This is a genomic window from Luteimonas kalidii, assembly GCF_029887935.1.
GTDB lineage: Bacteria > Pseudomonadota > Gammaproteobacteria > Xanthomonadales > Xanthomonadaceae > Luteimonas > Luteimonas kalidii.
Map to the genome: position 1 here is coordinate 483,207 of NZ_JARXRO010000018.1, position 25,245 is coordinate 508,451.

18 protein-coding genes, 1 pseudogene and 1 riboswitch are annotated in these 25,245 nt (G+C 70.3%); of the genes and pseudogenes, 8 read left to right on the forward strand and 11 right to left on the reverse strand.

Annotated elements, in window-relative coordinates; all coding sequences use genetic code 11:
- Window positions 1–56: 56 nt before the first annotated feature.
- From QFW81_RS13200 to QFW81_RS13210, 3 genes are all read left to right on the forward strand, one after another.
- The gene (locus QFW81_RS13200) at window positions 57–3,323 is read left to right on the forward strand and encodes an error-prone DNA polymerase (RefSeq protein WP_280579361.1); all 3,267 of its coding nucleotides are present in this window, start codon (window positions 57–59) and stop codon (window positions 3,321–3,323) included.
- 7 nt (window positions 3,324–3,330) lie between these two features.
- Window positions 3,331–3,936 (forward strand): alpha-ketoglutarate-dependent dioxygenase AlkB, encoded by a 606-nt coding sequence (locus QFW81_RS13205; protein ID WP_280579362.1) that lies wholly within the window; start codon window positions 3,331–3,333, stop codon window positions 3,934–3,936.
- 137 nt (window positions 3,937–4,073) lie between these two features.
- Window positions 4,074–4,328: a hypothetical protein gene (locus QFW81_RS13210; RefSeq protein ID WP_280579363.1), complete on the forward strand. Its 255-nt coding sequence runs from the start codon at window positions 4,074–4,076 to the stop codon at window positions 4,326–4,328.
- A gap of 234 nt (window positions 4,329–4,562) precedes the next feature.
- On the opposite strand, the gene QFW81_RS13215 is transcribed toward QFW81_RS13210, so the two are convergent.
- Window positions 4,563–5,198 carry a glutathione S-transferase family protein gene (locus tag QFW81_RS13215; protein ID WP_280579365.1) on the reverse strand — a complete coding sequence of 212 codons (636 nt, stop codon included), beginning with the start codon at window positions 5,196–5,198 and terminating at the stop codon, window positions 4,563–4,565.
- A 115-nt stretch (window positions 5,199–5,313) separates the two neighbouring features.
- On the opposite strand from QFW81_RS13215, the gene QFW81_RS13220 reads away from it, so the two are divergent.
- On the forward strand, window positions 5,314–6,303 hold the full coding sequence (locus tag QFW81_RS13220) for a helix-turn-helix transcriptional regulator (protein WP_280579367.1): 990 nt from the start codon (window positions 5,314–5,316) through the stop codon (window positions 6,301–6,303).
- A gap of 32 nt (window positions 6,304–6,335) precedes the next feature.
- Here QFW81_RS13220 and QFW81_RS13225 read toward each other — a convergent pair whose 3' ends face one another.
- Window positions 6,336–6,878, reverse strand: coding sequence for an NADPH-dependent FMN reductase (locus QFW81_RS13225; RefSeq protein WP_280579369.1), 543 nt, complete (start codon window positions 6,876–6,878; stop codon window positions 6,336–6,338).
- Between the two features lie 160 nt (window positions 6,879–7,038).
- Between QFW81_RS13225 and QFW81_RS13230 the strand changes: the two genes are divergently transcribed.
- Both QFW81_RS13230 and QFW81_RS13235 read left to right on the forward strand, forming a co-directional pair.
- The gene (locus QFW81_RS13230; RefSeq protein ID WP_280579371.1) at window positions 7,039–7,401 is read left to right on the forward strand and encodes a cupin domain-containing protein; all 363 of its coding nucleotides are present in this window, start codon (window positions 7,039–7,041) and stop codon (window positions 7,399–7,401) included.
- A gap of 264 nt (window positions 7,402–7,665) precedes the next feature.
- Entirely contained in the window at window positions 7,666–10,575 is a 2,910-nt protein-coding gene (locus QFW81_RS13235) for a bifunctional diguanylate cyclase/phosphodiesterase (protein WP_280579373.1), read from the forward strand.
- Between the two features lie 14 nt (window positions 10,576–10,589).
- Here QFW81_RS13235 and QFW81_RS13240 read toward each other — a convergent pair whose 3' ends face one another.
- Both QFW81_RS13240 and gcvP read right to left on the reverse strand, forming a co-directional pair.
- Window positions 10,590–12,650 (reverse strand): putative bifunctional diguanylate cyclase/phosphodiesterase, encoded by a 2,061-nt coding sequence (locus QFW81_RS13240; RefSeq protein ID WP_280579374.1) that lies wholly within the window; start codon window positions 12,648–12,650, stop codon window positions 10,590–10,592.
- A gap of 315 nt (window positions 12,651–12,965) precedes the next feature.
- Complete coding sequence (gene gcvP / locus QFW81_RS13245; protein ID WP_280579375.1) at window positions 12,966–15,911, reverse strand: aminomethyl-transferring glycine dehydrogenase; 2,946 nt, start codon at window positions 15,909–15,911, stop codon at window positions 12,966–12,968.
- A gap of 92 nt (window positions 15,912–16,003) precedes the next feature.
- Window positions 16,004–16,119: riboswitch (glycine riboswitch) on the reverse strand.
- Between the two features lie 194 nt (window positions 16,120–16,313).
- Here gcvP and QFW81_RS13250 point away from each other — a divergent pair.
- Both QFW81_RS13250 and QFW81_RS13255 read left to right on the forward strand, forming a co-directional pair.
- Window positions 16,314–17,063 carry a hypothetical protein gene (locus QFW81_RS13250; RefSeq protein ID WP_280579376.1) on the forward strand — a complete coding sequence of 250 codons (750 nt, stop codon included), beginning with the start codon at window positions 16,314–16,316 and terminating at the stop codon, window positions 17,061–17,063.
- Window positions 17,060–18,307 carry a multidrug effflux MFS transporter gene (locus tag QFW81_RS13255; protein ID WP_280579377.1) on the forward strand — a complete coding sequence of 416 codons (1,248 nt, stop codon included), beginning with the start codon at window positions 17,060–17,062 and terminating at the stop codon, window positions 18,305–18,307. Before QFW81_RS13250 ends, QFW81_RS13255 begins: the two co-directional genes overlap by 4 nt.
- Window positions 18,308–18,378: 71 nt before the next feature.
- Here QFW81_RS13255 and QFW81_RS13260 read toward each other — a convergent pair whose 3' ends face one another.
- The 7 genes and pseudogenes from QFW81_RS13260 to QFW81_RS13290 all read right to left on the reverse strand — a co-directional run bounded on the left by QFW81_RS13260 (window position 18,379) and on the right by QFW81_RS13290 (window position 25,187).
- A complete protein-coding gene (locus QFW81_RS13260) occupies window positions 18,379–19,818 on the reverse strand; it encodes a trypsin-like serine peptidase (protein WP_280579379.1) in 1,440 nt (479 codons plus the stop codon).
- A 77-nt stretch (window positions 19,819–19,895) separates the two neighbouring features.
- Window positions 19,896–21,974, reverse strand: coding sequence for a M2 family metallopeptidase (locus tag QFW81_RS13265; RefSeq protein ID WP_280579381.1), 2,079 nt, complete (start codon window positions 21,972–21,974; stop codon window positions 19,896–19,898).
- Between the two features lie 135 nt (window positions 21,975–22,109).
- Window positions 22,110–22,586 (reverse strand): annotated as a pseudogene (locus QFW81_RS13270) (hypothetical protein); the annotation flags it as partial.
- Between the two features lie 139 nt (window positions 22,587–22,725).
- The gene (minE, locus tag QFW81_RS13275; RefSeq protein ID WP_280579382.1) at window positions 22,726–22,989 is read right to left on the reverse strand and encodes a cell division topological specificity factor MinE; all 264 of its coding nucleotides are present in this window, start codon (window positions 22,987–22,989) and stop codon (window positions 22,726–22,728) included.
- A 2-nt stretch (window positions 22,990–22,991) separates the two neighbouring features.
- A complete protein-coding gene (gene minD, locus QFW81_RS13280) occupies window positions 22,992–23,801 on the reverse strand; it encodes a septum site-determining protein MinD (RefSeq protein WP_280579383.1) in 810 nt (269 codons plus the stop codon).
- A 25-nt stretch (window positions 23,802–23,826) separates the two neighbouring features.
- A complete protein-coding gene (gene minC, locus QFW81_RS13285; protein WP_280579385.1) occupies window positions 23,827–24,591 on the reverse strand; it encodes a septum site-determining protein MinC in 765 nt (254 codons plus the stop codon).
- Between the two features lie 8 nt (window positions 24,592–24,599).
- A complete protein-coding gene (locus QFW81_RS13290) occupies window positions 24,600–25,187 on the reverse strand; it encodes a GNAT family N-acetyltransferase (RefSeq protein WP_280579387.1) in 588 nt (195 codons plus the stop codon).
- Window positions 25,188–25,245 lie beyond the last annotated feature (58 nt).

The window sequence follows — 25,245 nt, forward strand, 5'->3', positions numbered from 1 at the left end:
AGGCCCCCATCCGCCTTCGGCACCTTCCCCCGCAAGCGGGGGAAGGAACAGCAGCCATGAGCTGGGACGATGCCGTCGACGGCGTCGATCGGGAGACGCCCGGGGGGCGGCCGTCGCGCGCATGGGAAACCGCACAGCGCCTGCGCCTGTCCGCTGCGGCCAACGACGATGCGCCGGTGGCGGACGACCTGCCCGCGTACGCCGAACTCCACTGCCTGTCCGACTTCTCGTTCCTGCGCGGCGCGGCCAGCGCGGTGGAACTGTTCGAACGCGCGCGCGCCTGCGGCTACGAGGCACTGGCGATCACCGACGAGTGTTCGCTGGCGGGGATCGTGCGCGGGCTGGAGGCCTCCCGCGCCACGGGCGTGAAGCTCATCGTCGGCAGCGAATTCACCCTCGAATGCGGACTCGAGTGCGTGCTGCTGGTGGACACGGCCGCCGGCTACACCCGGCTGTGCGAACTGATCACCACCGCGCGTCGCGCGGTGAGCGGCAAGGGCTACCGGCTCGCGCGCGCCGACATCGAGGCGCTGCTGTCCGACGTCGACCCCGCGGTGTGCGGGCTGTTCGCGCTGTGGATCCCGGCGCCGGAACCCGATCCCGCGCAGGGCCGCTGGCTGCGCTCGGTGTTCGGCGCACGCGCCTTCCTGGCGGTGGAACTGCACCGGGAAGACGATGACGAGGCGCGGCTGGCGCAACTGCTGGACCTGGCGGCGCGCCTCGACATGCCCGCGCTGGCCGCCGGCGACGTGCACATGGACGTGCGCCGCCGCCGCGCGCTGCAGGACACCATGACCGCGATCCGCCACAACACGCCGCTGTCCGAATGCGGACAACACCTGTTCCGCAACGGCGAGCGGCACCTGCGCACGCGGCGCGCGCTGGGCAACATCTACGCCGTGGTCGAGGGCGGCCAGGCGCTGCTCGACAATGCTGCGCAGCTGGCCCGCCGCTGCGGCTTCGACCTCGGCAAGGGCCTGGACTATGCCTATCCGGTCGAACTCGTGCCCGACGGCCACACGCCCACCAGCTGGCTGCGCGAACTCACCCTGCGCGGCATGCGCAGGCGCTGGCCCGACGGCGCTCCGCCGGACGTGGTGCGCCAGATCGACGACGAACTCGCCCTGATCGCCAAGCTCCGGTACGAAGCGTTCTTCCTGACCGTGGAGGACATCGTCCGCTTCGCGACCTCGCAGGGAATCCTGTGCCAGGGCCGCGGGTCGTCGGCGAACTCGGCGGTGTGCTTCGCGCTCGGCATCACCGTGGTGAACCCGGTCGAGAGCCGGCTGCTGATGGCGCGCTTCCTGTCCGAGGAACGCGACGAACCGCCCGACATCGACGTCGACTTCGAGCACGAACGGCGCGAGGAGGTGCTGCAGTACGTCTACGCCAAGTACGGCCGCGACCGCGCGGCGCTGGCCGCGACCGTGATCCGCTACCGCGGCAAGAGCGCGGTGCGCGACGTGGCCAAGGCCTTCGGCCTGCCGCCGGACCAGGTGGCGCTGCTGGCGGAGTGCTACGGCTGGGGCAACGGCGGCTCGCCGATGGAGCAGCGGCTGCGCGAATCGGGCTTCGACCCGGACAACACGCTGATCCGGCGCGTGCTGGCGGTGACCGAGGCGCTGTGCGACCACCCGCGCCACCTGTCGCAGCATGTCGGCGGCTTCGTGATCGGCAATGCGCCGCTGTCGACCGTGGTGCCGGTGGAAAACGCCGCGATGCCCGATCGCACCATCATCCAGTGGGACAAGGACGACCTCGAGACCATGAAGCTGCTCAAGGTCGATTGCCTGGCGCTGGGCATGCTGACCTGCATCCGCAAGGCGGTCGAACTGGTGGAGCGTCATCGCGGCTATGCGCTGGACATCGCCGCATTGCCCCACGACGATCGGGTCTTCGCGATGATCCAGGCCGCCGATACCCTCGGCGTGTTCCAGATCGAATCGCGCGCGCAGATGAGCATGCTGCCGCGGCTCAGGCCGGAGAGGTACTACGACCTGGTGGTGGAGGTGGCGATCGTGCGCCCGGGCCCGATCCAGGGCGACATGGTGCATCCCTACCTGCGGCGGCGGCAGGGCAAGGAGGCGGTGACCTATCCTTCGGAGGGCATCAGGGAGATCCTCGCGCCCACGCTCGGCATCCCGCTGTTCCAGGAGCAGGTGATGGAGCTGGTGATCCACGCCGGCTACAGCCCGAGCCAGGCGGACAACCTGCGCCGTTCGATGGCGGCCTGGCGGCAGGGCGGCGACATGGAGCCGCATCGCCTCCGCATCCGCGAGCTGATGCTGAAGAAGCACTACGCGCCCGAATTCATCGACCAGATCTTCGAACAGATCAAGGGCTTCGGCTCCTACGGGTTTCCGCAGAGCCACGCCGCCTCGTTCGCCAAGCTGGTCTACATCAGCTGCTGGCTCAAGCGGCACGAACCGGCGGCGTTCGCCTGCGCGCTGCTCAACGCGCAGCCGATGGGGTTCTATTCCCCGAGCCAGATCGTGCAGGACGCGCGCCGCGGGCATGCCTGCGGGCGGGCCGCGATCCAGGTTCGGCCAGTCGACGTGACCTGCAGCGAGCACGACTGCACGCTCGAAGGCGGCGGCCTGCGCGGCGACGATGGCGGCCAGGCGGCGGTGCGGCTGGGACTGCGGCAGGTGGCGGGCTTGTCCGAAGCCGTCGCCGACGCGATCGTCTCTGCACGCAGGCAGCGGCCGTTCTCCGACGTGCGCGACCTGTGCCTGCGTGCGCGTCTGGACGAAAAGGCGCGCAGCGCGCTGGCGGAGGCCGGTGCATTGCAGTCGCTGGCCGGGCACCGCCATGCCGCGCGCTGGGCGGTGGCGGGGGTGGAACGCCAGCGTCCGCTTTTGCCGGGCAGCCCTGACGAGGAAGAGATTGTCTTGCCCGAACCGGGCCCGGGCGAGGACGTGCTGTCAGACTACCGCGCCACCGGCCTGACCCTGGGCGCGCATCCGCTGGCGCTGCTGCGCGAACGCCTACGCACGCAGCGCGTGCTCGATTCCCGCCAGCTGCGCGCATTGCCGCACGGCCGCGGCGCGTTCGCGGCGGGCATCGTCACCCAGCGCCAGCGTCCGGCCACGGCCAAGGGCACCATCTTCGTGACCCTCGAGGACGAGCACGGCATGGTCAACGTGGTGGTGTGGGCGCACGTCGCGCTGCGCCGGCGCAAGGCGCTGCTCGGCGCGCGGCTGATGGCGGTACGCGGCCGCTGGGAGCAGGTCGACGGCGTGCAGCACCTGATCGCCCGCGACCTGCAGGATTTCAGCCACCTGCTCGGCGATCTGCGCACCCCCTCGCGCGATTTCCATTGAAGCTCCCATGCGCACCGCCAGCGTCTCCCGCGACGACCTGTTCGCACCTGCGATGCTGCAGCTGGTGGACGATGCGCAGGGCGGCGCACGCTACTGGCCGGGCTTCGTCGATGCGGACACGGCGCGGCGCTGGTTCGAGGTGCTCTCGGCGCAGGCCGACTGGCGCCACCTGCGCCGCCCGATGTACGACCGCGTGGTCGACGTGCCACGGTTGCTGGCGAACTACCCGGTCGACGCGCTGCCCGCGGACCTGCCGCTCGCGGACATGCTGGCGCGCGTGCGCGAACGCGTGCCGGCGCCGTTTTCCTCGATCGGAATGAATTTCTACCGCGACGGCCAGGACAGCGTGGCGATGCATGGGGACAAGCTGCATACGCTGCGCGACGGCCACCCGATCGCCCTGGTCTCGCTCGGCGCGCCGCGGCGCATGCTGATCCGCGCCGTGGCCGACCACGCCGACCGGGTCGCGATCGACCTGATGCCCGGCAGCCTGCTGGTGATGAGCCACGCGATGCAGTCCACCCACGAGCACGGCATCCCCAAGGCGCGGCATGCGGCGCCGAGGATCAGTGTAGTGTTCCGGGCGCGGCCGCCCGTTGCCAGCTTGCTGTAGGCATGTCTTCGCGCATGAGCGCGGAGTGTGTGGTTGCGGTTGATGTTGCCGTTGCTTTTGCCGCTGCCGTTGCTGTGGCTCTTCCGAGCCGTAAAGCGAGCCGAGCATCGCAGGGCGGCGGGGCCGAAGAGCGGCCCATGTCTGAGCGCAGCGAGTTTGGGCCGCGTGCCCCGTCGACCGAGAAGCGCAGGGGACCGGGCCGGCGCAGCCGGACCGGATCGCGTCCGGCGGAGGCGGTTTTGGTGACTTTTGCCAAGACAAAAGTCACCCGCGCGACAGCGCGGAAGCTGTTGCGTTTGATTTTCGCATTGGGACTCCGGTTCGCCAGCGAGAACGAGAACAAACAGGCAGATGCAGAGCGTTCGGTCGCTTCGCGCCCGAGTTCCTTTTGACGGGCCAAAAGGAACCAAAAGCCCCTTCACCGGACGCGAGCCGTCGCGGCTTTGCCGCGCCGGTACCCTGCGCTCCTCGCCGGCGGTGGCACGGCGCCCAAACTCGCTGCGCTCAGACATGGGCGCCTCTTCGGCCACCACCGGCTGCGGTGCTCGGCTCGCTTTACGGCTCGAAAAGCAAAGGCGCAAGCAACAGCAACAGCAACAGCAACAGCAACAGCAAGCAGAAAAACGCTACTCCGCCTGCGCATCCATCCCCCACGTCCTGCGGAACGCCTCCCGCGACTGGAAATCCTGCAACCAGCGCCCGAGATGCGCGTGCCCATCGGTGCCCACGCCGCAGTAGGTACTGTAGGTGACCACGCTCGCGACGATCAGGTCGGCGAGCGAGAAATCCTCGCCCAGCAGCCAGCGCGACTTCGCCAGATGGGCGTCGAGGCGGCCGAGCGCGGCGTCGAGCCGGGACAGGGCCTCGGCGGCGAGGGGAGCATGGTGCAGGCGCTCATCGGCCTGCGGGCTCTGCGCGTAGTTCAGCACGCTGACCAGGGCGCCGTAGCTCACGTAGGCCCAGGTGGTCCAGGACAGTGCCACCAGGCGCTGCGGCGTACCCGCCGCCGGCCACAGGCCGCGTCCGACACCATGGTGTTCGCCCAGCCACTGCATGATCGCCAGCGCCTCGAACAGGGGCGTGCCGTCGACGGCGAGGGTGGGGACGACGCCGTGCGGGTTGATGGCGAGGTAGGCAGGCGACTTCTGTTCGCCCGAGGACAGGTCGAGCATGACGGTGTCGCACTCGAGGCCCAGTTCCGCGATGGCATGGACGACGGGGGTGGCGCTGGACATCGGTGCAGCGAAGAGTTTCAGGGTCATGGCGTTCTCCGGTGGTGGGCGGACACGGTCCGCGGCAGGTGCGCCGCGGGTCGACCACAGGCTAGCCATCCTTGCGGACAGTTCCGGTCCTCGAAGCCATGGCATCCTGCCGGCCATGATCGACACCTCCGCCCGCCTGCTGCGGCTCCTGTCCCTGCTGCAATCGCGGCCGTTCTGGCGCGGACCGGAGCTGGCCGCGCGGATGGACGTCACCGAACGCACCGTGCGGCGCGACGTCGACCGCCTGCGCAGCCTGGGCTATCCCGTGGCGTCCAGCGCCGGCACGGCCGGCGGCTACCAGCTCGCGGCCGGCAGCAACCTGCCGCCGCTGCTGCTGGAGGACGACGAGGCGCTCGCGGTCTCGCTCGGGCTGCGCATGGCCACCGGCGGGACGGTGGTCGGCATGGAGGAATCCGCGTTGCGCGCACTGGCCAAGCTCGAGCAGGTGATGCCGGCGCGACTGCGCACGCGCGTGCGCAACCTGCATGCGGCCGTGCTGCCGCTGGGGCCAGGTGGGCCGGAAGTGCCGCATGCCAGGCTGGTCGCGCTGGCCAATGCCTGCCGCGCGCTGCAGCGGGTGGATTTCGATTACGAAGACCAGGAAGGCCGCGGCAGCGCGCGCAGGGTCGAACCGCACGCGCTCGTCTCTACCGAGGCGCGCTGGTACCTGCTGGCCTGGGACCTCGTCCGGGGCGACTGGCGCACCTTCCGCGTCGATCGCATTGCCGGCATGCCGCGCGGCAATGGCGAACGGTTCCTGCCGCGCAAGGTGCCCGGCGGCGATGCGGCCGCGTTCGTGTCGCGCGCGATCTCGGTGCAGCCCTATGCGGTCAAGGCCCGCATCGAGCTGCATGCGCCGCTGGCGCGCATGCGCGAACGCATTCCGGCATCGGCCGGCAAGCTGACAAGGCTCGACGCGCAGCGCTGCGAACTGGAAACCGGTGCGCAGCGACCGGACATGCTCGCCTACCACCTGGCGCTGCTGGACGTGTCCTTCGTTGTGATCGAACCGGTCGAACTGGAGCAGCACCTGCGTGCGCTGTCCCTGCGACTGTCGCGTGCGGCGCGCGCGTCCAGCAGGCGCCGGCGTGGCGCCGCGCGATAGCGTGTGCGGCGCCCCTATCGCCGGGCAGTGGCTCAGGCGTGCTGGTCGACCCAGGCCAGATAGGCGTCCATCCAGTCCTGCAGGAACTTGCGGCTGCCTTCGGCGATGCCGCCGGCATCGTCGAGTACGTCGTCGGCCTTGAGGAAAGCCTCCGGCTGCCCGAGGGTGGGCATGTCGAGGTAGGCCAGGATCGTGCGCAGGTGCTGCTGCGCGCAGGCGGTGCCGATCGCACCGATCGACACGCCGAGGATGCCGGCGGGCTTGTCCGGGAACACGCTTTCGCCGTAGGGGCGCGACGCGTGGTCGAGCGCATTCTTCAGCACGCCCGGGATGGAGCGGTTGTATTCGGGCGTGACGAACAGCAGGCCGTCGGCCTCCCGGATCTCCTGCTTGAGGCGCTTCACCGGCGCCGGCGGCGACTGTTCGTCGTCCTGGTTGTACAGCGGCAGGTCGTCGATGCGCACGCGGTTGAACCGCACGCCGTCCGGGGCGAGCGTGGCGAGCGCATCGGCAAGGCGGGCGTTGAACGAATCCTTGCGCAGGCTGCCGACGATCACGGCGATGGTCTTGGACATGGGGCGCTTCCTGGTGGGGCCGGTCGGGTCGCGGACGACGCCCCGTCCCGGTCGATCCGCGCACGATGCCGCCGCGGGCGTGAAAGGCGCGTCGGTGGGCGCCGTTCGCGGCGCCTTGACGCGCCTTTGCGCACCGTTCCGGCAAGGGAGGGACGACGCGATGCAATCGAAACATCTGCGCTTCGGCAAGGGATTCCGGCCCGCGTTCACCGTCCGCAAGGTGCAGGCCGCGGAAATGGTGCTGGCGCCGGGCGCCTGCGAAGGTGGACCGGACAACGCGCATCGCGGGACCGACCAGTGGCTGTTCGTGGTGTCCGGCACCGGACTGGCGATCGTCGACGGTGCACGACGCCGGTTGCGCGCGGGCAGCCTGCTGGTGATCGAGCGTGGCGAACGCCATGAAATCCGCAACACCGGGCGCACACCGCTGCGCACTCTCAATGTCTACGCACCGCCGGCCTACGACGCCGAAGGCGAGCCACTGCCGGCCGGGCGCCCGCCACGCGCATCGCGCAAGGGCTGAGCGTCGTCTCCCACGGATGCGGATCGTCACGGTCCACGGCGGCAATCGCATCACCGGCCGCTACCGGACTGCTGCCCGCTGGTGGAACGGCGGCGCGATCCGCTCGCGCACGTACACAGGTTCGATCGCCATCGAATGCGCTGCGCCGCGGCTTGCGTGTCGGGCCCCCGCTTGGCATGGTGCAGGCGTGGTTTCACGGACATGACCGCGATGGCAGGACATCTGCAGGCGCGGGCACCCGGTTCGGCGTCCACGGTGCGACGCGTGGGAATCGGATTGGGCCTGCTGCTGATGGGGGGGCTGGCGGTGCTGCTGTGGCACGACCGCCAGGCGCGGATCGATGCTGCGCATCGCCAGAGCCTGGCGGTGGCGACCGGCGTCGATCGCCTGCTGCACTACGGTCTTCGCAATCTCGAGCGTGCCCTTTCCGGCATCGCCGCCGATGCGGCGACCTGGGCCGCGCAGGCGCCCGAACAGCGCGACCTGCTGCTCGAAGAGTCGATCAAGGGCGTGGCCGAGCGCCAGCAGGAACTGCATTCGATCGTGCTGGTCGACGCGCAGGGTCGCGCGCTGTCCACGGGCGAGGGCGATCCGCAGCTGCCGCAGTGGCTGTCGCGGGGGTCGCAGCGCGGCGGTCTGGTGGTCGGTCCGCTGCAGGCCGACGGCGAGGGCGGCTGGTGGGTGCGCCTGGCCATGCCCTACGACGGATCGCGCTGGCTGCTGACGCGGCTGCGCACCGGCGAATTGGCGGGCATGATGCGCGACCTGGACATCGGTCGCGACGGCAACGTCGTCATGCTGGACCGCGATGGCGTGCTGCTGGCGCGCGTGCCCGATGGTGCGGAGCAGTCCTTCGTCGGGCGCCGCCTGCCGATGCCCGACGCCATCCTGGGCGGCGCGGAGGCCCTGACCCGGCGCAGCATCAGTCCACTCGACGGGCTCGACCGCGCCCGCGCGTTCAGTGCCGGCAGCGGGTACCCGCTGGTGGTGTCCGTGGGCCTGGGGATCGGCGAGGCGCTCGGGACGTGGTACCGGCTGGCGCTGGTCTCGCTGGTGGTGTCGCTGCTCTACTGGGCCGGCCTGGCGTTCCTGGTCCACCGGCTCGCGGCCGCCGAACGCTCGCATGCGGCGCTGGTCGACGAACTCGGTGCCCAGGCCGACTGGCTCGACCAGGCGCAGCGCGCGGCGAACACGGGCGTGTGGCGGATGGAGCCCGACGGCGAACACGTCAGGGTGTCGGCGCATACCGCGGCGATGTTCGGCCTCGAGCCGGTGGACGCCGTGTGGCCGTCGGCCCGGTTCTTCGCCCGGATGCACCCGGACGACCGCGAGCGGGTGCAGCGGGAATTCGCGCAGGCCTATGCCAGCGGACAACCGTACGTGGCCGAATACCGCGTGGTGCTGGAGGATGGCCGCGTGCGCTGGGTCAGCGCACGCGGCGGCGTCGCCGGCGATGCGCGTGGGGGCGGGCGGTTCGCGGGCACCGTGGTCGACGTCACCGACCTGCACGAAGCGCGTGCGCGGATCGAACGCGCCGAAGCGCAGTTCAGGGCGCTGTTCGAGCGCAACCCGCTGCCGTTCTTCGTGTTCGACGCGCAGACGCTGCGCTTCCTCGCGGTCAATCGCGCGGCGGTATCGGCCTACGGCTACAGCGTCGAGGAGTTCCTGGCGATGACCATCCTCGACATCCGGCCGGCCGAGGCCGCGGGCGCGGTCCTGGAATCGATGCGGCGGCGTTCCGGCACGGAGGACGTGGACGGGGTGTGGACCCATCGACGCCGCGACGGCAGCCTGCTGGACGTGCGCGTGTTCAGCAGCGGCATCGAATTCTCCGGCCGGCCGGCGCGGCTCGTGTTGGCCGAGGACGTGAGCGACCGCGTCGCTTACGAACGCGACCTGGCCTGGCGCGCCACCCACGATCCCACCACCGGCCTGCCCACGCTGGCGGCGCTCACCCAGCGGCTCGATGCGCTGGTCAAGGAGGGCCGCAGCACGCGCTACGTGGTCGCCTACGTACGGCTTCGCGAACTCGAGCGGCTGGCGCCCACGCTCGGACAGCGCATCGGCGATGCCATGCTGCGCGAAGTGGCCGGCCGGATCGAGATGATCGGCGAGACGTTCGGCCTGGCCTGTCACTGGCCGGGTCAATCGTTCGTGGTGGTGGCGCTGGACGCCTCGCGTCGCGCGCAGCTGCTGTCCGAACTGGAGCAGGCGATCGAGACGCCGGTCGAGCTGGAAGGCGGCGCGCACCCGATCGAGGCCTCGATCGGCATCGCCGAGGGGCCCGAACCCGGCGAGGGCGCCGAGCAGGTGGCCGGGCACGCGGCGCTGGCTGCGCTGCAGGCGTGGCAGGAACAGGTTCCGGTGATGGCCTACGACCGGATCATGGCGGTGCAGGCCGGCGAGCGGCTGGTGCTGGCGCGCCGGATCCGCGAGGCGCTCGACCGGCAGGAATTCGAACTGCACTACCAGCCGATCCGGCGCATCTCGGACGGCCGGATCGTGGCGCTGGAAGCGCTGCTGCGCTGGCGCCAGCGCGATGGCGGCTTCGTGCCGCCGGACGTATTCATCCCGCTGGCCGAGGCGTCCGGACTGATCGTCCCGATCGGGCGCTGGACCCTGGAGCAGGCGGCGCAGGCCCACGGCCGCGTGGCCGCGCACGGACACCACGACGTGGCGATCGCGGTCAACGTGTCGGCCGTCCAGCTGCTGGCCGACAACGTACCGGAGGTGATCCGCGACCTGCAGCGCGAGCACAGGCTGCCGCGTGGCGCGCTGCACGTGGAGCTGACCGAGAGCGTGCTGCTGCGCCAGCCCCAGGTGGCGCGCATGCGCATGCTGGAACTAAGGGTGGCGGGCGTGGGCATCGCGATCGACGATTTCGGCACCGGCTTTTCGAGCATGACCTACCTGCGCAACCTGCCGCTGGACTCAATCAAGATCGACCGTGGTTTCGTGCACCAGGTGCATGCGGACGAGCGCAATGCGTCGATCTGCCGTGCGCTGATCGCGCTGGCCCACGGACTCGGCCTGGGCACCGTGGCCGAGGGCGTGGAAACGGCGGAGGAGCTGGACTGGCTGCGCCGCAACGGCTGCGACCAGGCGCAGGGCTACCACCTCGGCCGGCCTGCGCCGCTGGACAAGGTGATCGAATCGATCGTCGAGGCTGCCTAGCGCCAGGCCCGCGATCAGGCCAGCCGCGCAGCGAACTCCGTGGGCGGGCAGGGTCGTCCGAGGTGGAAGCCCTGCAGGCTGGTGCAGCCCAGTTCGGTCAGCAGGTGCTGCTGCGCTTCGGTCTCGACGCCTTCGGCGATCACCGTGAGGTTGAGCGTGCGCCCGAGCGCGATGATCGCCGAGACGATCGCCGCATCCTCGCCGCCGGCGACCAGGTCACGGACGAAGGCGCGGTCGATCTTGAGCTCGCTGGCCGGGAGCCGCTTGAGGTACAGCAGGCTGGAGTAGCCGGTGCCGAAGTCGTCGATCGATATCCCCACGCCGAGGTCGGCGAGGCGCTGCAGGATCGCCAGGCTCGCTTCCGGATCGTGCATGGCGGTGGATTCGGTGATCTCGAGCACCAGCGACGAGGCCGGCACCGCATGCGCCGACAGCGCGGTGCTGATCTTGCCGAACAGGCCCGGAGAGCGGAACTGGGTCGCGGACAGGTTCACCGAAACCGAGGGGATTTCGATGCCCTGCGCGCGCCACTGCGCCAGCTGGCGGCAGGCTTCGTTTATCACCCAGCGGCCGATCTCCAGGATCAGTCCGGTCTTCTCGGCCAGCGGAATGAAGCGGTCGGGCATCACCATGCCCTGTTCGGGGTGGTGCCAGCGCAGCAGCGCCTCGACCCCCGTCAGCGGACCGGCCGGCGCGCGCAGCTTGGGCTGGTAGTGCAGCGAGAATTCGTCGTGCCCCAGCGCGCGGCGCAGGTCCTGGGTGAGGGCAAGTTCCTCGTGCGCACCGCGGTTCATCGACGGCTCGAACAGGCAGTAGGCGTTGCGGCCCTGCTCCTTGGCCGAGTACATGGCCGCATCTGCATTGGCCAGCAGTTCGCGCGCGGTGGCGCCGTCGGTGCCGAACAGCGCCACGCCGATACTGGCAGTGATGTTGATCTCGCCGTGCTCGACCTCGACCGGCCTTGCGACCTGCAGCAACAGCTTCTCCGCCAGCGCCGCGGCATCGGACGCACCGTCCACGTCGGCCAGCACCACGAACTCGTCGCCGCCCAGGCGCGCGAGCGTGTCGCCCGCGCGCAGGTGGTCGGCCAGCCGCGCCGCGATCTGCAGCAGCAGCTTGTCGCCGATCGGGTGGCCGTAGGCATCGTTCACCGCCTTGAAGCCGTCCAGGTCCACGAACAGCAGCGCGAAGCGGCCGCCGCCGCGGCCGGCGCGGCGGATCGCGTGCTCGAGCCGGTCCTCGAGCAGCAGCCGGTTCGGCAGCTTGGTGAGGTTGTCGTGCAATGCGAGATAGGTCAGCTCCTGGTTGGCCTTGTGCAGCGAACTGGCCAGCAGCGAGGTACGCTCCTGCAGGCGCCGGTCGAGGATCGCGACCACCAGCGCCATCGCCAGGATCGCGAACGTGGTGGTGCCGACCAGGCTGGCCAGCCAGTGCTGCGGGATCCCGTCCGCCAGCGCCGCGCCGCAGATGCTGCCGGGCGGGAACCGCGCCGCCGCCATGCCGGTGTAGTGCATGCCGACGATCGCGAAGCCCATCACCAGGGCCGCGCCCACCCGGCGGCGGAACACGCCCTTGCCGTCGCTGCGCAGCCGGAACGCGATCCACAGCGCCGCGCCCGCGGACACCATGGCGATCAGGATCGAGGCGGCGAACCATCCGGCGTGGTAGTCGATGCCGGGCAGCATCCGCATGGCCGCCATGCCGACGTAGTGCATCGCCGCGATGCCGGCACCGAGCACCATCGCGGCCACCGCCAGGCGGCGGGGCGGCAGGCTGGGACCGGACACCACCCACAGCGCATAGCCGGCGCTGGCGATCGCGATCAGCAGCGAGTACAGGGTGATCGCCAGGTCGTAGCCCAGCGGGATCGGCAGGCGGAAGGCCAGCATGCCGATGAAGTGCATCGACCAGATGCCGACCCCCATCGCGATCGCGCCCCCCAGCAGCCAGCCGCGTGCCGCCCAACCGCGGCTGGCGTCGATGCGGCCGGCCATGTCGAGCGCGACGTAGGCGGCCAGGGCCGCGACCAGATACGAGGTCGCGACCAGCGCGGGTTGGTAGGAGCCGATCAGCATGGCGTGGCCGGACGAGGGGGGCTCGCCCGATCAAGCAATTGCCGTGCCAGCGGGCGTTCCGCCTGGCCCGCTTTTCCGCGACGTGACGCATCCAGAGGCAGTGCATGCGCGCAACCGCGCGCGGCCGCAAGTGACGCAGCACGGCACAGGTGCGATGGCAGGTGTCGCGCGACCGGTGCGCGCGCGCCTGCGGCGGACAGGCGAGACGGACTGCGCGCGCTTTGCCCGCGCGATCCGCGCAGCGGCCGCGACGGGTTCCCGTCGTCCGTGCAGGCAGGCGCGTGCCGGCGATCCGGCACGCGCTCCGGCATGGGGTCAGCCCGCGACGGCGTCCTCGCGGAACGCATCCACCGGGATGCAGGCGCAGAACACGTTCTTGTCGCCGTGCACGTTGTCCACCCGCGCCACCGGCGGCCAGTACTTGTGCCGGCGCAGCACCGGCAGCGGGAACACCGCCAGCTCGCGCGGATAGGCGTGCGTCCATTCGCTTGCGGCCGCCATCGTCGCGGTGTGCGGTGCGTGCTTGAGGGGGTTGTCCTCGCGGTCCAGGTGGCCGTCCTCGATCGCCCGGATCTCGTCGCGGATCTGGATCATCGCGTCGATGAAGCGGTCCAGTTCGTGCAGCGACTCGCTCTCGGTCGGTTCCACCATCAGCGTGCCGGCGACCGGGAAACTCAGCGTGGGGGCATGGAAGCCGAAGTCGATCAGGCGCTTGGCCACGTCCTCGGCGGTCACGCCGGCGGACTTCTCCAGCGGCCGCAGGTCGAGGATGCACTCGTGCGCGACCAGTCCGTTGCGCCCGCTGTAGAGCGTGCGGTAGTGCGGCGCCAGGCGCCTGGCGATGTAGTTCGCATTGAGCAGCGCGACCTGGGTGGCCTTGCGCAACCCGGCCTTGCCCATCATCGCGATGTACATCCAGCTGATCGGCAGGATCGAGGCGCTGCCGTGGGTGGCCGCGGACACCATGCCACCCATGCTGTCGGAGTTTGATCGGCCGCCATGGATGGCGGCTTTCCGGCTTTCGCCCGCAGGGATGCCGGCACCGGGAAACGCCCGCGGCAGGAACGGCGCCAGGTGCGCCTTCACCGCGCACGGGCCGACGCCCGGGCCGCCACCACCGTGCGGGATGCAGAAGGTCTTGTGCAGGTTCAGGTGCGAGACGTCCGAGCCCCACCGGCCAGGCTTGGCCAGGCCCACCAGCGCGTTGAGATTGGCGCCGTCGGTGTACACCTGGCCGCCGTGCTCATGGACGATGCGGCAGATCTCGACCACGTCCTCCTCGAACACGCCGTGGGTGGACGGGTAGGTCATCATGATCGCGGCCAGGTTGGCCGAATGCTTCCCGGCCTGGGCACGGATGTCGTCGATGTCGACGTTGCCATTGGCGTCGCAACGGGTCACGACCACCTTCATGCCCACCATCTGCGCCGAGGCGGGATTGGTGCCGTGCGCGGACTCCGGGATCAGGCAGATGTCGCGTTGGCCTTCGCCGCGCGAGGCGTGGTACGCACGGATCGCCAGCAGCCCGGCGTACTCGCCCTGGGCACCGGAGTTGGGCTGGAAGCTGACCGCGTCGTAGCCGGTGATCTCCACCAGCATCGCCTCCAGCGATTCCACCAGCTCCTGGTAGCCGCGGGTCTGCGACGACGGCGCCAGCGGATGGATGTCGGCGAACTCCGGCCACGTCACCGGGATCATCTCGGCGGTGGCGTTGAGCTTCATGGTGCACGAGCCCAGCGGGATCATCGTGCGGTCCATCGCCAGGTCCTTGTCGGCCAGACTGCGCATGTAGCGCAGCAGTTCGTGCTCGCTGTGGTGGGTGTTGAACACCGGATGGGTGAGGAAGTCCGAGCGACGGCGCAGTGCTTCGGGCAGGGCGTCGGGCGTGGCGGCGTCGAGGCGATCGATCTCGGCGGACGCCAGGTCGGCGCCGAAGATCTTCGCCAGCGCGGCAAGGTCGGCGCGGGTGACCGTCTCGTCGAGGCCGATGCCGACGCTGTGCGCATCGATCTTGCGCAGGTTGATGCGCTGGTGGCTGGCGTACAGGTGCACCTGCTCGGCATCGACGCCGGTCACGTGCAGGGTGTCGAAGAACGCCTCGCCCACCTGCACCCCGGCGGCGCGCAGCGCGGCGGCCAGGATCGCCGCCTGGCGATGCACGCGGCGGGCGATGCGCGTCAGGCCCTCGGGGCCGTGGTAGACCGCGTACATCGACGCCATCACCGCCAGCAGCACCTGTGCGGTGCAGATGTTGCTGGTCGCCTTCTCGCGGCGGATGTGCTGCTCGCGCGTCTGCAGCGTCAGGCGGTAGGCGGGCTTGCCCTCGGCATCGACCGACACGCCGATCAGGCGCCCGGGCATGGAGCGCTTGAACGCATCGCGGCAGGCCATGAACGCCGCGTGCGGGCCGCCGAACCCGAACGGCACGCCGAAGCGCTGCGAATTGCCGACCACGATGTCCGCGCCCCATTCGCCGGGCGCCTTGAGCAGGGTGAGCGCGAGCAGGTCCGTGGCGACGGCCAGCAGTCCGCCACGGGCATGCACGGCCTCGGCGATGGCGGCGTGGTCGGCCACGCCGCCGAAGGTGTCGGGGTACTGCAGCAGCACGCCGAAGCTGTCCGCGGTCGCGGCCTCGGCGGCGGGACCGACCGCCAGTTCGATCCCCAGCCCGTCGGCGCGCGTGCGCACCACCTCCAGCGTCTGCGGATGGACGTGGTCGGCGACGAAGAACACGTTCGATTTCGACTTGGACGAGCGCCGGGCCAGCGTCATCGCCTCGGCCGCGGCGGTGGCTTCGTCCAGCAGCGAGGCGTTGGCGATGTCCATGCCGGTGAGGTCGGCGCACATCTGCTGGAAGTTGACCAGCGCCTCCATGCGCCCCTGCGAGATCTCCGCCTGGTAAGGCGTGTAGGCGGTGTACCAGGCCGGGTTCTCGAGGATGTTGCGCAGGATGACGTTGGGCGTGTGGGTGCCGTAATAGCCCTGGCCGATGAAACTGCGGAACACGTCGTTCTTCGCCGCGATCGCGCGGATCCGCGCCAGCGCCTCGACCTCGGTGAGCGAACCGTCGAGGTCCAGCCCGCCGGTGGGCTTGATGCTGCCGGGCACGATCGCGTCGGTCATCGCCTCCAGCGAGTCGTGGCCGACCACGCCCAGCATGTGCCCGATCTCGGCGTCGTTGGGGCCGATGTGACGTTCGACGAACGCGTCGTGGTGCTCGAGTTCGCTCAGGGAGGGCGCGGGCGCGGCGGGCTTGGACATGGCGGGATCCGGAAGGGGGCGGGTGCCGCGCCGATGCTTCCGCAGGCGGTTCCGCATGGGCGGAACAACGCACGGACTCGCCGGCTTCGGCGATGCGCCCCTCTGTCCTTTTGCCTGAGAGTTTGGAGGTGCGGACGGTCTCCGCATGCCTCGTGCCCCTTCGGCGCCGTCTCCGGCCGGGCCGGGCGGTCTCTCCAGAGTGTCTGCCGCGTCCGGTGGTATCGGGCCTGAGCGATTACGGGCGTTTGCGCCTTCGGCAGCGCGGGCCTGGGCCCGTGCTTCTCCCACCGGATTGCGGGCCGATTATAGCCCGCGGCCGGGCGCGGGCGCGTGGTCACGGACCGGCTGCCGGGAGCGTCGTCGGACTTGCTACCCTGAACGCACCGCGTCCCGAGCCCCCGCTTGCAACCCGATCCCGCCACCGCCCCGATGGCCGCGCCGCCCGCAGCCGACCCCGCTGCCGAGGCCGACGCCGACCGCTCGATCGTTCGCCGCCTCTGGGACGTGTTCCGGCGCGAGCCGATGCTGCTGGTGACCTGCAGCTACCTGTTCGTCTCGATCGTCGGGCTGTGGGACCTGTACTGGTTCTACCGGCGGTTCGACATCCCGATCCTGGAGTTCCTGCAGAGCAGCGACTACTTCGTCGCCGGCCTGCGCCGTCCGGCCTACGCGGGGCTGCTGGCGTGGACGCTGCTGGTGGCGGCGCTCTCGATCTGGCCACAGCGCTGGCGCATGCGCCATCCCGAGCGCGCCGCGCGCCTGGATGGCCGCTGGTGGTTCCGGGCCTTCTTTCCGCGGCGGGGCGACTGGTGGGCGTACTTCGGCCTGCATCCCGAAACGACGGCGACGCTGACCGCGCTGGCGGTGATGGCGATGATGCTGTTCCACCAGAGCGATTCGCGCGCCGATGCGATCCGCGCCGGCGGCGGAAATGCGGTCCAGGTGGAGGACGGGCGGGGCCGCGTCGCCGGCGACTGGCGCATGCTGGGAACGAGCAGTGCCTACGTCTTCCTGTGGGATCCGGCGGAGCAACGTGCACTCGTGCTGCCGGTGGAATCGATCGCCGGCATCCGGCCGCTCGCCTCCGGCGCCGTGACTGTCGCACCCGGAGCCGCGCTACCGGCGTCGCCGTCAGGCGATGGACCGCCATGACGTCGCCCGCCGTTCCACTGCGCCGACTGGCGCTGCTGCTCGCGGGCCTGGCGATGTTCGGGCCGTTCTCGATCGACACCATCTTCCCGGCGTTCCCGGCGATGGGCGCGGACCTGGGCGCCGACAAGCTGGCGATGCAGCAGACGATCAGCGTGTACCTGATCGCCTACGCGCTGATGAGCCTGGTGCACGGGCCGCTGTCGGACATCCTCGGCCGGCGGCGGGTGATCCTGGCCGGGCTGGCGGTGTTCATCGTGGCCTCGGCCGGCTGCGCCGTGGCCGAGGACCTGCCCACGCTGCTGGCATTCCGCGCGCTTCAGGGACTGTCGGCGGGCGTGGGCCTGATCGTGGGCCGCGCGGTGATCCGCGACGTGCTGCAGGGCGACGATGCGCAGCGGCTGATGAGCCAGGTGTCGATGATCTTCGGTGCCGCGCCCGCGATCGCGCCGATCATCGGCGGCTGGCTGCTCGGCTGGGGCCGCTGGCCGCTGATCTTCTGGTTCCTGGTCGGGTTCTCGGCGCTGCTCATGCTCGCCACGTGGCGCTGGTTGCCCGAAACCCTGCCGCAGGACGCGCGGCTGGCGATCGCGCCGCGCAAGCTGGCGCGCGATTACGCCTGGATCGCGCTCAACCCGCGGTTCCAGCGCCTCGCCGCCGCGGGCGCGTTCAACTTCGCCGCGCTGTTCCTGTACATCGCTTCGGCGCCTGCGTTCGTGCTCGACCTGCTGCGGCTGGACGAACGCCAGTTCGGCTGGTTCTTCATCCCGATGATCAGCGGGATGATGCTCGGCGCCTTCGTGTCGGGACGCGCGGCGGGGCGGATCAGCGGCACCCGGCTGGTGAACATCGGCTTCGCCTGCAGTGGTGTGGCGGTAGCCGGCAATATCGCCTACAGCGCGCTGGCCGCGCAGCCGACGGTGCCCTGGGCGGTGCTGCCGATGACGCTCAATGCATTCGGCATCGCGCTGGTGTTCCCGATCCTCACCCTCGCGATCCTCGACATGTATCCGCGCCAGCGCGGTTCGGCCTCGTCGCTGCAGGCCTTCACCGGCCTGGTGCTGAACGCGCTGCTGGCGGGCGTGCTGTCGCCGCTGGTCAGCCACGACCCGCTGCACCTGGCGCTCACGGCGGCCGGCTTCGTGCTCGTGGGCTGGGTGTTCTGGCGCTGGGAACAGCGACGCGGGCGCACGCCGCCGGCGTGCCCGCAGGCCCCGGCCGAACTGGAGCCGACGGGTCAGCTGTAGGTCTCTGGCCGGGCGCACGCCGCTGTCGATGCCGGCGCCGGGAGCCGGCAGGGCAGGCGTTCGCGACGCTCCTACGGAGCCTGGAGCGGCTGCGATCCGTTGCGGCGCTGCGGCACCGCCGGTGCCGGCGCCAGATACGAACGGATGTGCGGGAAGTCCACGTCGAACCGCGAATACCAGTCGATGTTGCCGGCATTGGCCAGCGAACCGGTGTTGCCGCACGAGGCGTCCCCGCCGTGGAGTCCGCCACGGAGGAAATAGCCGTCCGGGCCGACCGTGAACAGGCCCGAGCCGCTGCTGCCGCCTTCGGTCGTCCCCTGCAGCCAGCCGACCGCGTGGCTCACGCCATCACTGCTGTCCGGACGGTGGCGGCCAAGGGACACCTTCTTCAGGTCGCCGGACGGATGATGGATCGCCGTGACGTTGCTTGAGGCTGCGAGGGGATTGGCATCCCAGCCGGCGAACGTGGCCCCGGCCGGAGCGGGATCGCGCAATCGCAGCAGCGCACCATCGGTATCGCCGCTTGAATACAGGTAGTCCGCGCCGCCATTCAACATGGTGTGGTTCGCAGGCGCATCGACATCGCAGGTGGTGGACTCGAAGTTCCAGTAGGTGTTGAGCGTGGTGGCGGTCGACTGGGTCGAGATGCAGTGGTGCGCCGTGTGGAACCAGGGCGCCTGGGTGCCCGCATCCGTATCGTTGAGCAGCGTGCCGGTGCAGTAGTAGCTGCCGCCGTCCACCACGAAAATCATTCGCGCCACCGCCGCCTTCGCATTCACGAATGCCTGGCCGAGCTGCGCGACCTCGCACATCGCGTCGATGTTGCAATCGCCCGATGCGCCGATGTTCTTGAGTATCTTGAAGTCGTCGAGCGCGTTCGTCATCAGGTGGCTCAGACGTGGGGCTCGCAGGCGCACGTGTCCGGCAGGGGCGCCCGCCGGCAGCCAGAGCTCGATCAGTTGCCCTTCGCCATCGGTCGCCGGCGTCCAGTAGAGGCCATCGTCGCCGCGTCGCGCACGTGCCTGCGCACCGGTGAGCATGGCCACCACCACGCCGGGACGTGCTGAGCCGGCGACGCGCAGCTCTACGCGCGGATCCAGTCGAGACACCTCCAGGCCGGCGCGGATGCCGTAGGCCAGCGGTGAGACGAGCTCGATCCTGGCCACCGAACTGCCGTCGGCGCGCGTGGTCCAGCGCAACGGTGGCAGGTCCGCCGCGGTGGCTTCGGTCGCGGCTGCCCGTGCGATGCCGATCTGGAGTGGCTTGCCGGCGCGCACTGCATTCGCGTCGCGCAGTGCGAGGATGCGTCGGGCGCTCATCTCACCGTAGCGCAGGCGGGTGGCGGGCACCGCCACACCGTCGGCGACGCGCCAGGCGAGCTGGTGCTTCTGCGCGGGTGTGCGGCTTCGCTCCGCGGACACACGCGGCGGTTGGGCCGCGGCGACGGCGGTGGCGGCGCCGGCGGACAGCGCGAGCAGTCCGGACAGGAACCGGCAGCGGACGGACGGCATCATGGTTTCCCCTGGAATATCCGTCGCCAATCATAGAGGAGACCCCGCCTCCGCGGAGGCGGCACCAGGCGCGGCCGTCAGCTTCGGCTGGCTGGGGCGTCCTCGCCCGGACCGGGTGCGGCCGGGGTCACCGGAGCGGCGGGCGCGTCCGGTGCGGCGGGCGCAGCAGGGGCCGAGGCGGAGGCCTGCCAGCCGCACGTCTTGCCCTCGTTCTGCTGCTTGAGCCATTCCTGCAGCGGCGCGAAGTACTCCAGTACCGCGGAGGCGTCCATCTGCTCGCCGCCGGTGAGTTCGGTCATCGTCTGCTGCCAGGGCTGGCTGTTGCCCTTCGACAGCATCGACCAGAACTTCTCGCCGGCCGCCCTGTTGCCGGCGAAGGTGCATTCGTACAGCGGGCCCTGGAAGCCGGCGGCCTCGCACAGCGACTTGTAGAACTGGAACTGCAGCACGTGCGAGAGGAAATAGCGCGTGTACGGCGTGTTGCCCGGCACATGGTATTTAGCGCCCGGATCGAAGAACTCCTCGCCGCGCGGCGTCACCGGCGCCACGCCCTGGTACTTCGCCTTCAGTTCCCACCAGGCGGCGTTGTAGTTCTCCGGCGTGATCGAGCCGTCGAACACGCCCCAGCGCCAGCGGTCAATCATCAGCCCGAACGGCAGGAACGACACCTTCGCCAGCGCCATGCGCATCTGCGAATTGATCAGCGCCTCGCGGCTGGGTTGCTGCGCGCCCACCAGGCCGATCGACTGCAGGTAGCCGGGCGTCATCGCCAGTACGATGGTGTCGCCGATGGCTTCGTGGAAGCCGTCGTGCGCGCCGCCCTGGAACAGCGGCGGCTGGTCGTTGTAGGCCAGGTAGTAGTAGACGTGGCCGAGCTCGTGGTAGATCGTGGTGAAGTCTTCCTCGTTCGGCTTGATGCACATCTTGGTGCGCACGTCGGGCGACTTGCCGTCCTCGCCGCCCATGTTCATGTCCCATGCGCTGGCGTGGCAGACCACGTCGCGGTCGCGCGGCTTGATGAACTGGGTCTTCTGCCAGTAGCTGTCCGGGAGTTTCGGCATCCCCAGCGAGGTGTAGAACTCTTCGGCCTGGCGGGTCATGCGCCTGGCGTCCTCGAGCTGCGCCTCGCGCACCACCTCCACCCGGCGGTCGGTGTCGATCAGCGCGTTCTCCTTCGCCAGGCGCGCATTGAGGTCGGACTGGTAGCGCCGCTCCAGCGCAGCGGTCACGTCCAGGTCCGCGCCGGCTTCCTGCTCGCTGTAGGGAGCGAGCACGTCCCAGAGGTTGCCCCAGTCCTGCTGCCACATGTTGCCCAGCAGGTGCGCGGGCAGCAACCCGTCCACCGAACCGCGGCCCGGATATTGCGCCTCGAGGCGGGTGCGGGTGTAGCAGTGCAGCTGTTCGTAGAGCGGCTTGACCTGGCCCCACAGGCGGTCGGTCTCCGCCGACAGCTCCGCCGGCGACATGTCGTAGCCCGAGCGCCACATCTCGCCGGCGTCGGCATAGCCCAGCTCCTTCGCACCTTCGTTCACCAGGGCCACGAAACGCTGGTAGTCGTCGCGCATCGGCTGCGAGATGGTGTGCCATCCCTGCCAGGCCTCGAGCTGGGCGCCGTAGTCGCGGTCGTTGCGCAGCACGTCCTCGAGTTCGCCCAGCTGGCGGCAGCTCTTGGAATCGCCGGCGGTCCTGCAGTAGCTGCCGCTGCCGTACATGCCCTCCATGCGGGTGGCGATGCGGGTCAGCTCGGCCAGCTTGACCGGATCCTTCGGCGCCGGCATCGCGGTGCCGAGCTTGAGCAGGGTGATCGCGCGCGCGGTCTGCGGCGACATCTGCTGGCCCTCGAACTTCTTCGACTGCTCGATCCAGCTGTTGAGCGAGGTCAGGAACTTCTCGTTCGCCTTGGCCGCGAGCAGCTGGCTGTCGTCGGTGATGTAGGTACTCGACAGCCACTGCGCCGCGGTCAGCTCCGGATACATCGCCTTGAGTTCGGCGTTGACCCGGGCGATGAAGGCGTCGGCCGTCTCGTCCTGCGGCGCGGCCTGCGAAGAAGTGGACGCGTCGCCGGTGTCGCCGGACGGGGAGGGCTCGCGCTGGCAGGCGGTCAGGGCGAGGCTGGCACCGATGGCCAGAACGAGCAGGCTGTTGCGAAGGATCACGGCGTTTCCCGGGTCGGCGCTCGGAGCGTTGCGCGCAGGCTAGAGTGGGTCCCGGGGCTCTGCAAGTGCGGTCAGGGCCGGGGCGTCAGGCGGTGATCCCTGCGGCGGCGCCGCGCCCGGGGCCAGGCGCCGCTGCGCATCCACCAGCCCGCGCGCCTGCAGCCAGGCCCAGGCGGCCTCGGCATCGTGCTCGAAATAGGCGCGCGCGCTGCCCAGGCGGAAGGTGTAGCCCCAGGCGTCCATGTCGGTCAGCACGCGCGTGCGGCCCACGCCGGGCAGGACATCGCCGAGCAGGGCCTGCAGCAGGCACACCGCGTCCTCCTCCTCGACCGAATCGGTCGCATCCGTATGCACCGACCGGCGTCGTTCCGCCGGCAGCACGATCAGGTGCGAGGCCTCGTGCAGCAGCGAATGCACCGGCGTGTCGCCGCGGACGAAGACTTCGCTGCCGACGATGCCGGCCTCCGGTTCGCCCCAGTAGCTGCCGGGAATCGGCGCGCCGTCCTCGACCCGGCGCAACTGCAGCCCGTAACCGGCCAGCAGCCGGACGCAGTCGCCGAACGCGATCTCGCTCAGGAGCAGGACGTTGCGGGGGATGGCGTGCGGCGTCATGGCGGCAGGGCAGGGGCCGTGCGTCGGATCCGGGATCTTCCGGCCTGCGGGCGCGCGACAGGGCGCGCGCGATGCCGCTCGCGTGCGCTGGTCGCGGCCGTGACAACGCGCCAAGCCAAGACCCGGCGCACCCCGGCCGTCAGGCGGTCGCGGTCCTGCCGTCGGGCAGGGCGACGGAGATGTCGAGCACGTCGTGCTCGCCGTCCTTTACCAGGTCGACCTTCACCGCGTCGACGTCCACGCTGACGTACTTGCGGATCACTTCCAGCAGCTCTCGCTGCAGCAGCGGCAGGTAGTCGGGCGCGCCGCGGCTGGTGCGCTCCTGCGCGACGATGATGCGCAGGCGGTCCTTGGCGATCGCGGCGGTGTTCTGCTTGGGCTTGAGGAAATCGAACAGTCCCATGCTCAACCTCCGAAGAGCTTGCTGAAGAAGCCCTTCTTGTCCACCTGGGTGAAGCGCATCGGCCGCTCCTCGCCGAGCAGGCGGGCGACGGCGTCGTCGTAGGCCTGGCCGGCGTTCGATTCGCCGGCCAGGATCACCGGCTCGCCCTTGTTCGAGGCGTCGAGCACGTCGGGCGACTCGGGGATCACGCCGAGCGTCTTGATGCCCAGCACTTCCTCGACGTCGGTGATCGAGAGCATCTCGCCCTTGCCGACGCGATCGGGGTTGTAGCGGGTCAGCAGCAGGTGCTCGTGCACGCGCCCGCCGGTCTCGGCCTTGCGCGTCTTCGACGACAGCAGGCCGAGGATGCGGTCGGAGTCGCGCACCGAGGACACCTCGGGATTGACCACCACGATGGCGCGGTCGGCGAAGTACATCGCCAGGAACGCGCCCTTCTCGATGCCCGCGGGCGAGTCGCAGACGATGTACTCGAAGCCGTCGTCCGCCAGGTCCTTGAGCACTTTCTCCACGCCTTCGGTGGTCAGCGCGTCCTTGTCGCGCGTCTGCGAGGCGGCCAGCACGTAGAGGTTCTCGAAGCGCTTGTCCTTGATCAGCGCCTGGCGCAGCGAAGCCTCGCCCTGCACCACGTTGACGAAGTCGTACACCACCCGGCGCTCGCAGCCCATGATCAGGTCGAGGTTGCGCAGGCCCACGTCGAAGTCGATCACGGCGACCTTCTTGCCGCGCCGCGCCAACCCGTTGGCGATGCTCGCGCTGCTGGTCGTCTTGCCGACGCCGCCCTTGCCCGAGGTGACCACGATGATTTCTGCCAAAACACGTCTCCTGTGAGTATCGCCGTCAATCGAGTGCGGCGATCTTGAGTTCTTCGTTGTCGAGCCAGACCTGCACCGGCTTGCCGTGCAGCTCCTTCGGGATATCTTCCAGCACTTTGTAATGGCCGGCCACGGCGACCAGCTCGGCGTGGAAGGCGCGGCAGAAGATGCGCGCCTTCTCGTTGCCCTGGGCGCCGGCCAGCGCCCGGCCGCGCAGCGGACCGTAGATGTGGATCGAGCCGTCCGCGATCACCTCGGCGCCGGCGCCGACCTGCGACAGCACCGTCAGGTCGCGGTTCTCGGCGTAGACCTGCTGGCCCGAGCGCACCGGCGGGGCCTGGACCAGACCCGGCGCGGAGTCGCCGCGTGGCGCCGCGGGCCTGGCCGGGGCCGGGGCCCCGACCGCGGGGGCGGGCGCGGCCGGCGGCGGCGCGACGGGCGTCTCGCCCTGGCCTGCGACAGGCTCGTACTGGGCCCGGAACTTGGCCAGCAGCGGCAGGCCGAGTTCCGCCGCCAGGGCTTCGTTGTCGCTGCTGCCCCAGGCCAGGGCCACCGGCAGCACGCCGGCGGCGCGCAGGGCGTCGATCAGGGCGCGTGCGGTGGCCACGTCGGGGGTGCCCGCCAGGCCGCCGAAGTCGACGATCACCGCCGCGCGCGCGAACAGCCTGGGCGCGCGCGACACCCGGTCGCGCATCTCGGCCGCCAGGCGTTCGACGTCCAGCGTGCGCACCCGCAGGTTGGCGATGCCGACCTGGCCGATCTTCAGTTCGCCGGCCTGTTCGTAGTTCATGGCAGCGCTCATGCGTCGGCCGCCACCGCGGAGGAGGCGCGCGGGCGCGGCAGCCACGGCTCGTCGGGCAGCGCATCGCCGTAGGTGCCCTGCACCCATTCATAGCTGCACATGTCCTTGGACATCATCGAGGCGCGGATGCCGCTCTCGGGCATGACGTGCTGGCCGATCTCGTGGAAGCCGAAGCTGCCGTGGAACAGGCGCACGGGGTCGGCATCGTGCTCGAGGAACACCTCGCAGGTCAGCAGCGGGTAGCGCAGCTCGGCGTAGCTCTGGGCGTCGGCGTAGAAGGCGCGGCCGACGCCACCGCCGCGGCGGCGGCTGGCGACCACGATCCGGTCGATGTAGAAGAACCGGTCGCAGTGGGCGCGGAACCAGTGGAAATTGCTGCTGTCGTGGTCGGCATCGGAGCCGAAGCCGACCAGGAAGCCCGCCAGCGTGCCGTCGCGCTCGGCGATGCGGAAGTACTCGGCGGTGTCGAAGAACTTGCGGAAGCGGGCCGCGTCCAGCGGCAGGATCGTCGGGCCAGCGGCATTGTTGAGGGCGAGGATGGAATCCAGCTCGTGCTCGCGCACGTCGCGGATGACGATCGACATTCCTGACTCCAGAAGACTGCGGGCGCGTGGGCGGGGCCGCGTGCCCGGAACATGGTCG

Excerpts from the sequence above, each read along its gene's own strand:
- QFW81_RS13200 (WP_280579361.1), top strand. The coding sequence starts at position 57 with ATGAGCTGGGACGATGCCGTCGACGGCGTCGATCGGGAGACGCCCGGG.
- QFW81_RS13205 (WP_280579362.1), top strand. The coding sequence starts at position 3,331 with ATGCGCACCGCCAGCGTCTCCCGCGACGACCTGTTCGCACCTGCGATG.
- QFW81_RS13210 (WP_280579363.1), top strand. The coding sequence starts at position 4,074 with ATGTCTGAGCGCAGCGAGTTTGGGCCGCGTGCCCCGTCGACCGAGAAG.
- QFW81_RS13215 (WP_280579365.1), bottom strand. The coding sequence starts at position 5,198 with ATGACCCTGAAACTCTTCGCTGCACCGATGTCCAGCGCCACCCCCGTC.
- QFW81_RS13220 (WP_280579367.1), top strand. The coding sequence starts at position 5,314 with ATGATCGACACCTCCGCCCGCCTGCTGCGGCTCCTGTCCCTGCTGCAA.
- QFW81_RS13225 (WP_280579369.1), bottom strand. The coding sequence starts at position 6,878 with ATGTCCAAGACCATCGCCGTGATCGTCGGCAGCCTGCGCAAGGATTCG.
- QFW81_RS13230 (WP_280579371.1), top strand. The coding sequence starts at position 7,039 with ATGCAATCGAAACATCTGCGCTTCGGCAAGGGATTCCGGCCCGCGTTC.
- QFW81_RS13240 (WP_280579374.1), bottom strand. The coding sequence starts at position 12,650 with ATGCTGATCGGCTCCTACCAACCCGCGCTGGTCGCGACCTCGTATCTG.
- gcvP (WP_280579375.1), bottom strand. The coding sequence starts at position 15,911 with ATGTCCAAGCCCGCCGCGCCCGCGCCCTCCCTGAGCGAACTCGAGCAC.
- QFW81_RS13255 (WP_280579377.1), top strand. The coding sequence starts at position 17,060 with ATGACGTCGCCCGCCGTTCCACTGCGCCGACTGGCGCTGCTGCTCGCG.
- QFW81_RS13260 (WP_280579379.1), bottom strand. The coding sequence starts at position 19,818 with ATGCCGTCCGTCCGCTGCCGGTTCCTGTCCGGACTGCTCGCGCTGTCC.
- minE (WP_280579382.1), bottom strand. The coding sequence starts at position 22,989 with ATGGGACTGTTCGATTTCCTCAAGCCCAAGCAGAACACCGCCGCGATC.
- minC (WP_280579385.1), bottom strand. The coding sequence starts at position 24,591 with ATGAACTACGAACAGGCCGGCGAACTGAAGATCGGCCAGGTCGGCATC.
- QFW81_RS13290 (WP_280579387.1), bottom strand. The coding sequence starts at position 25,187 with ATGTCGATCGTCATCCGCGACGTGCGCGAGCACGAGCTGGATTCCATC.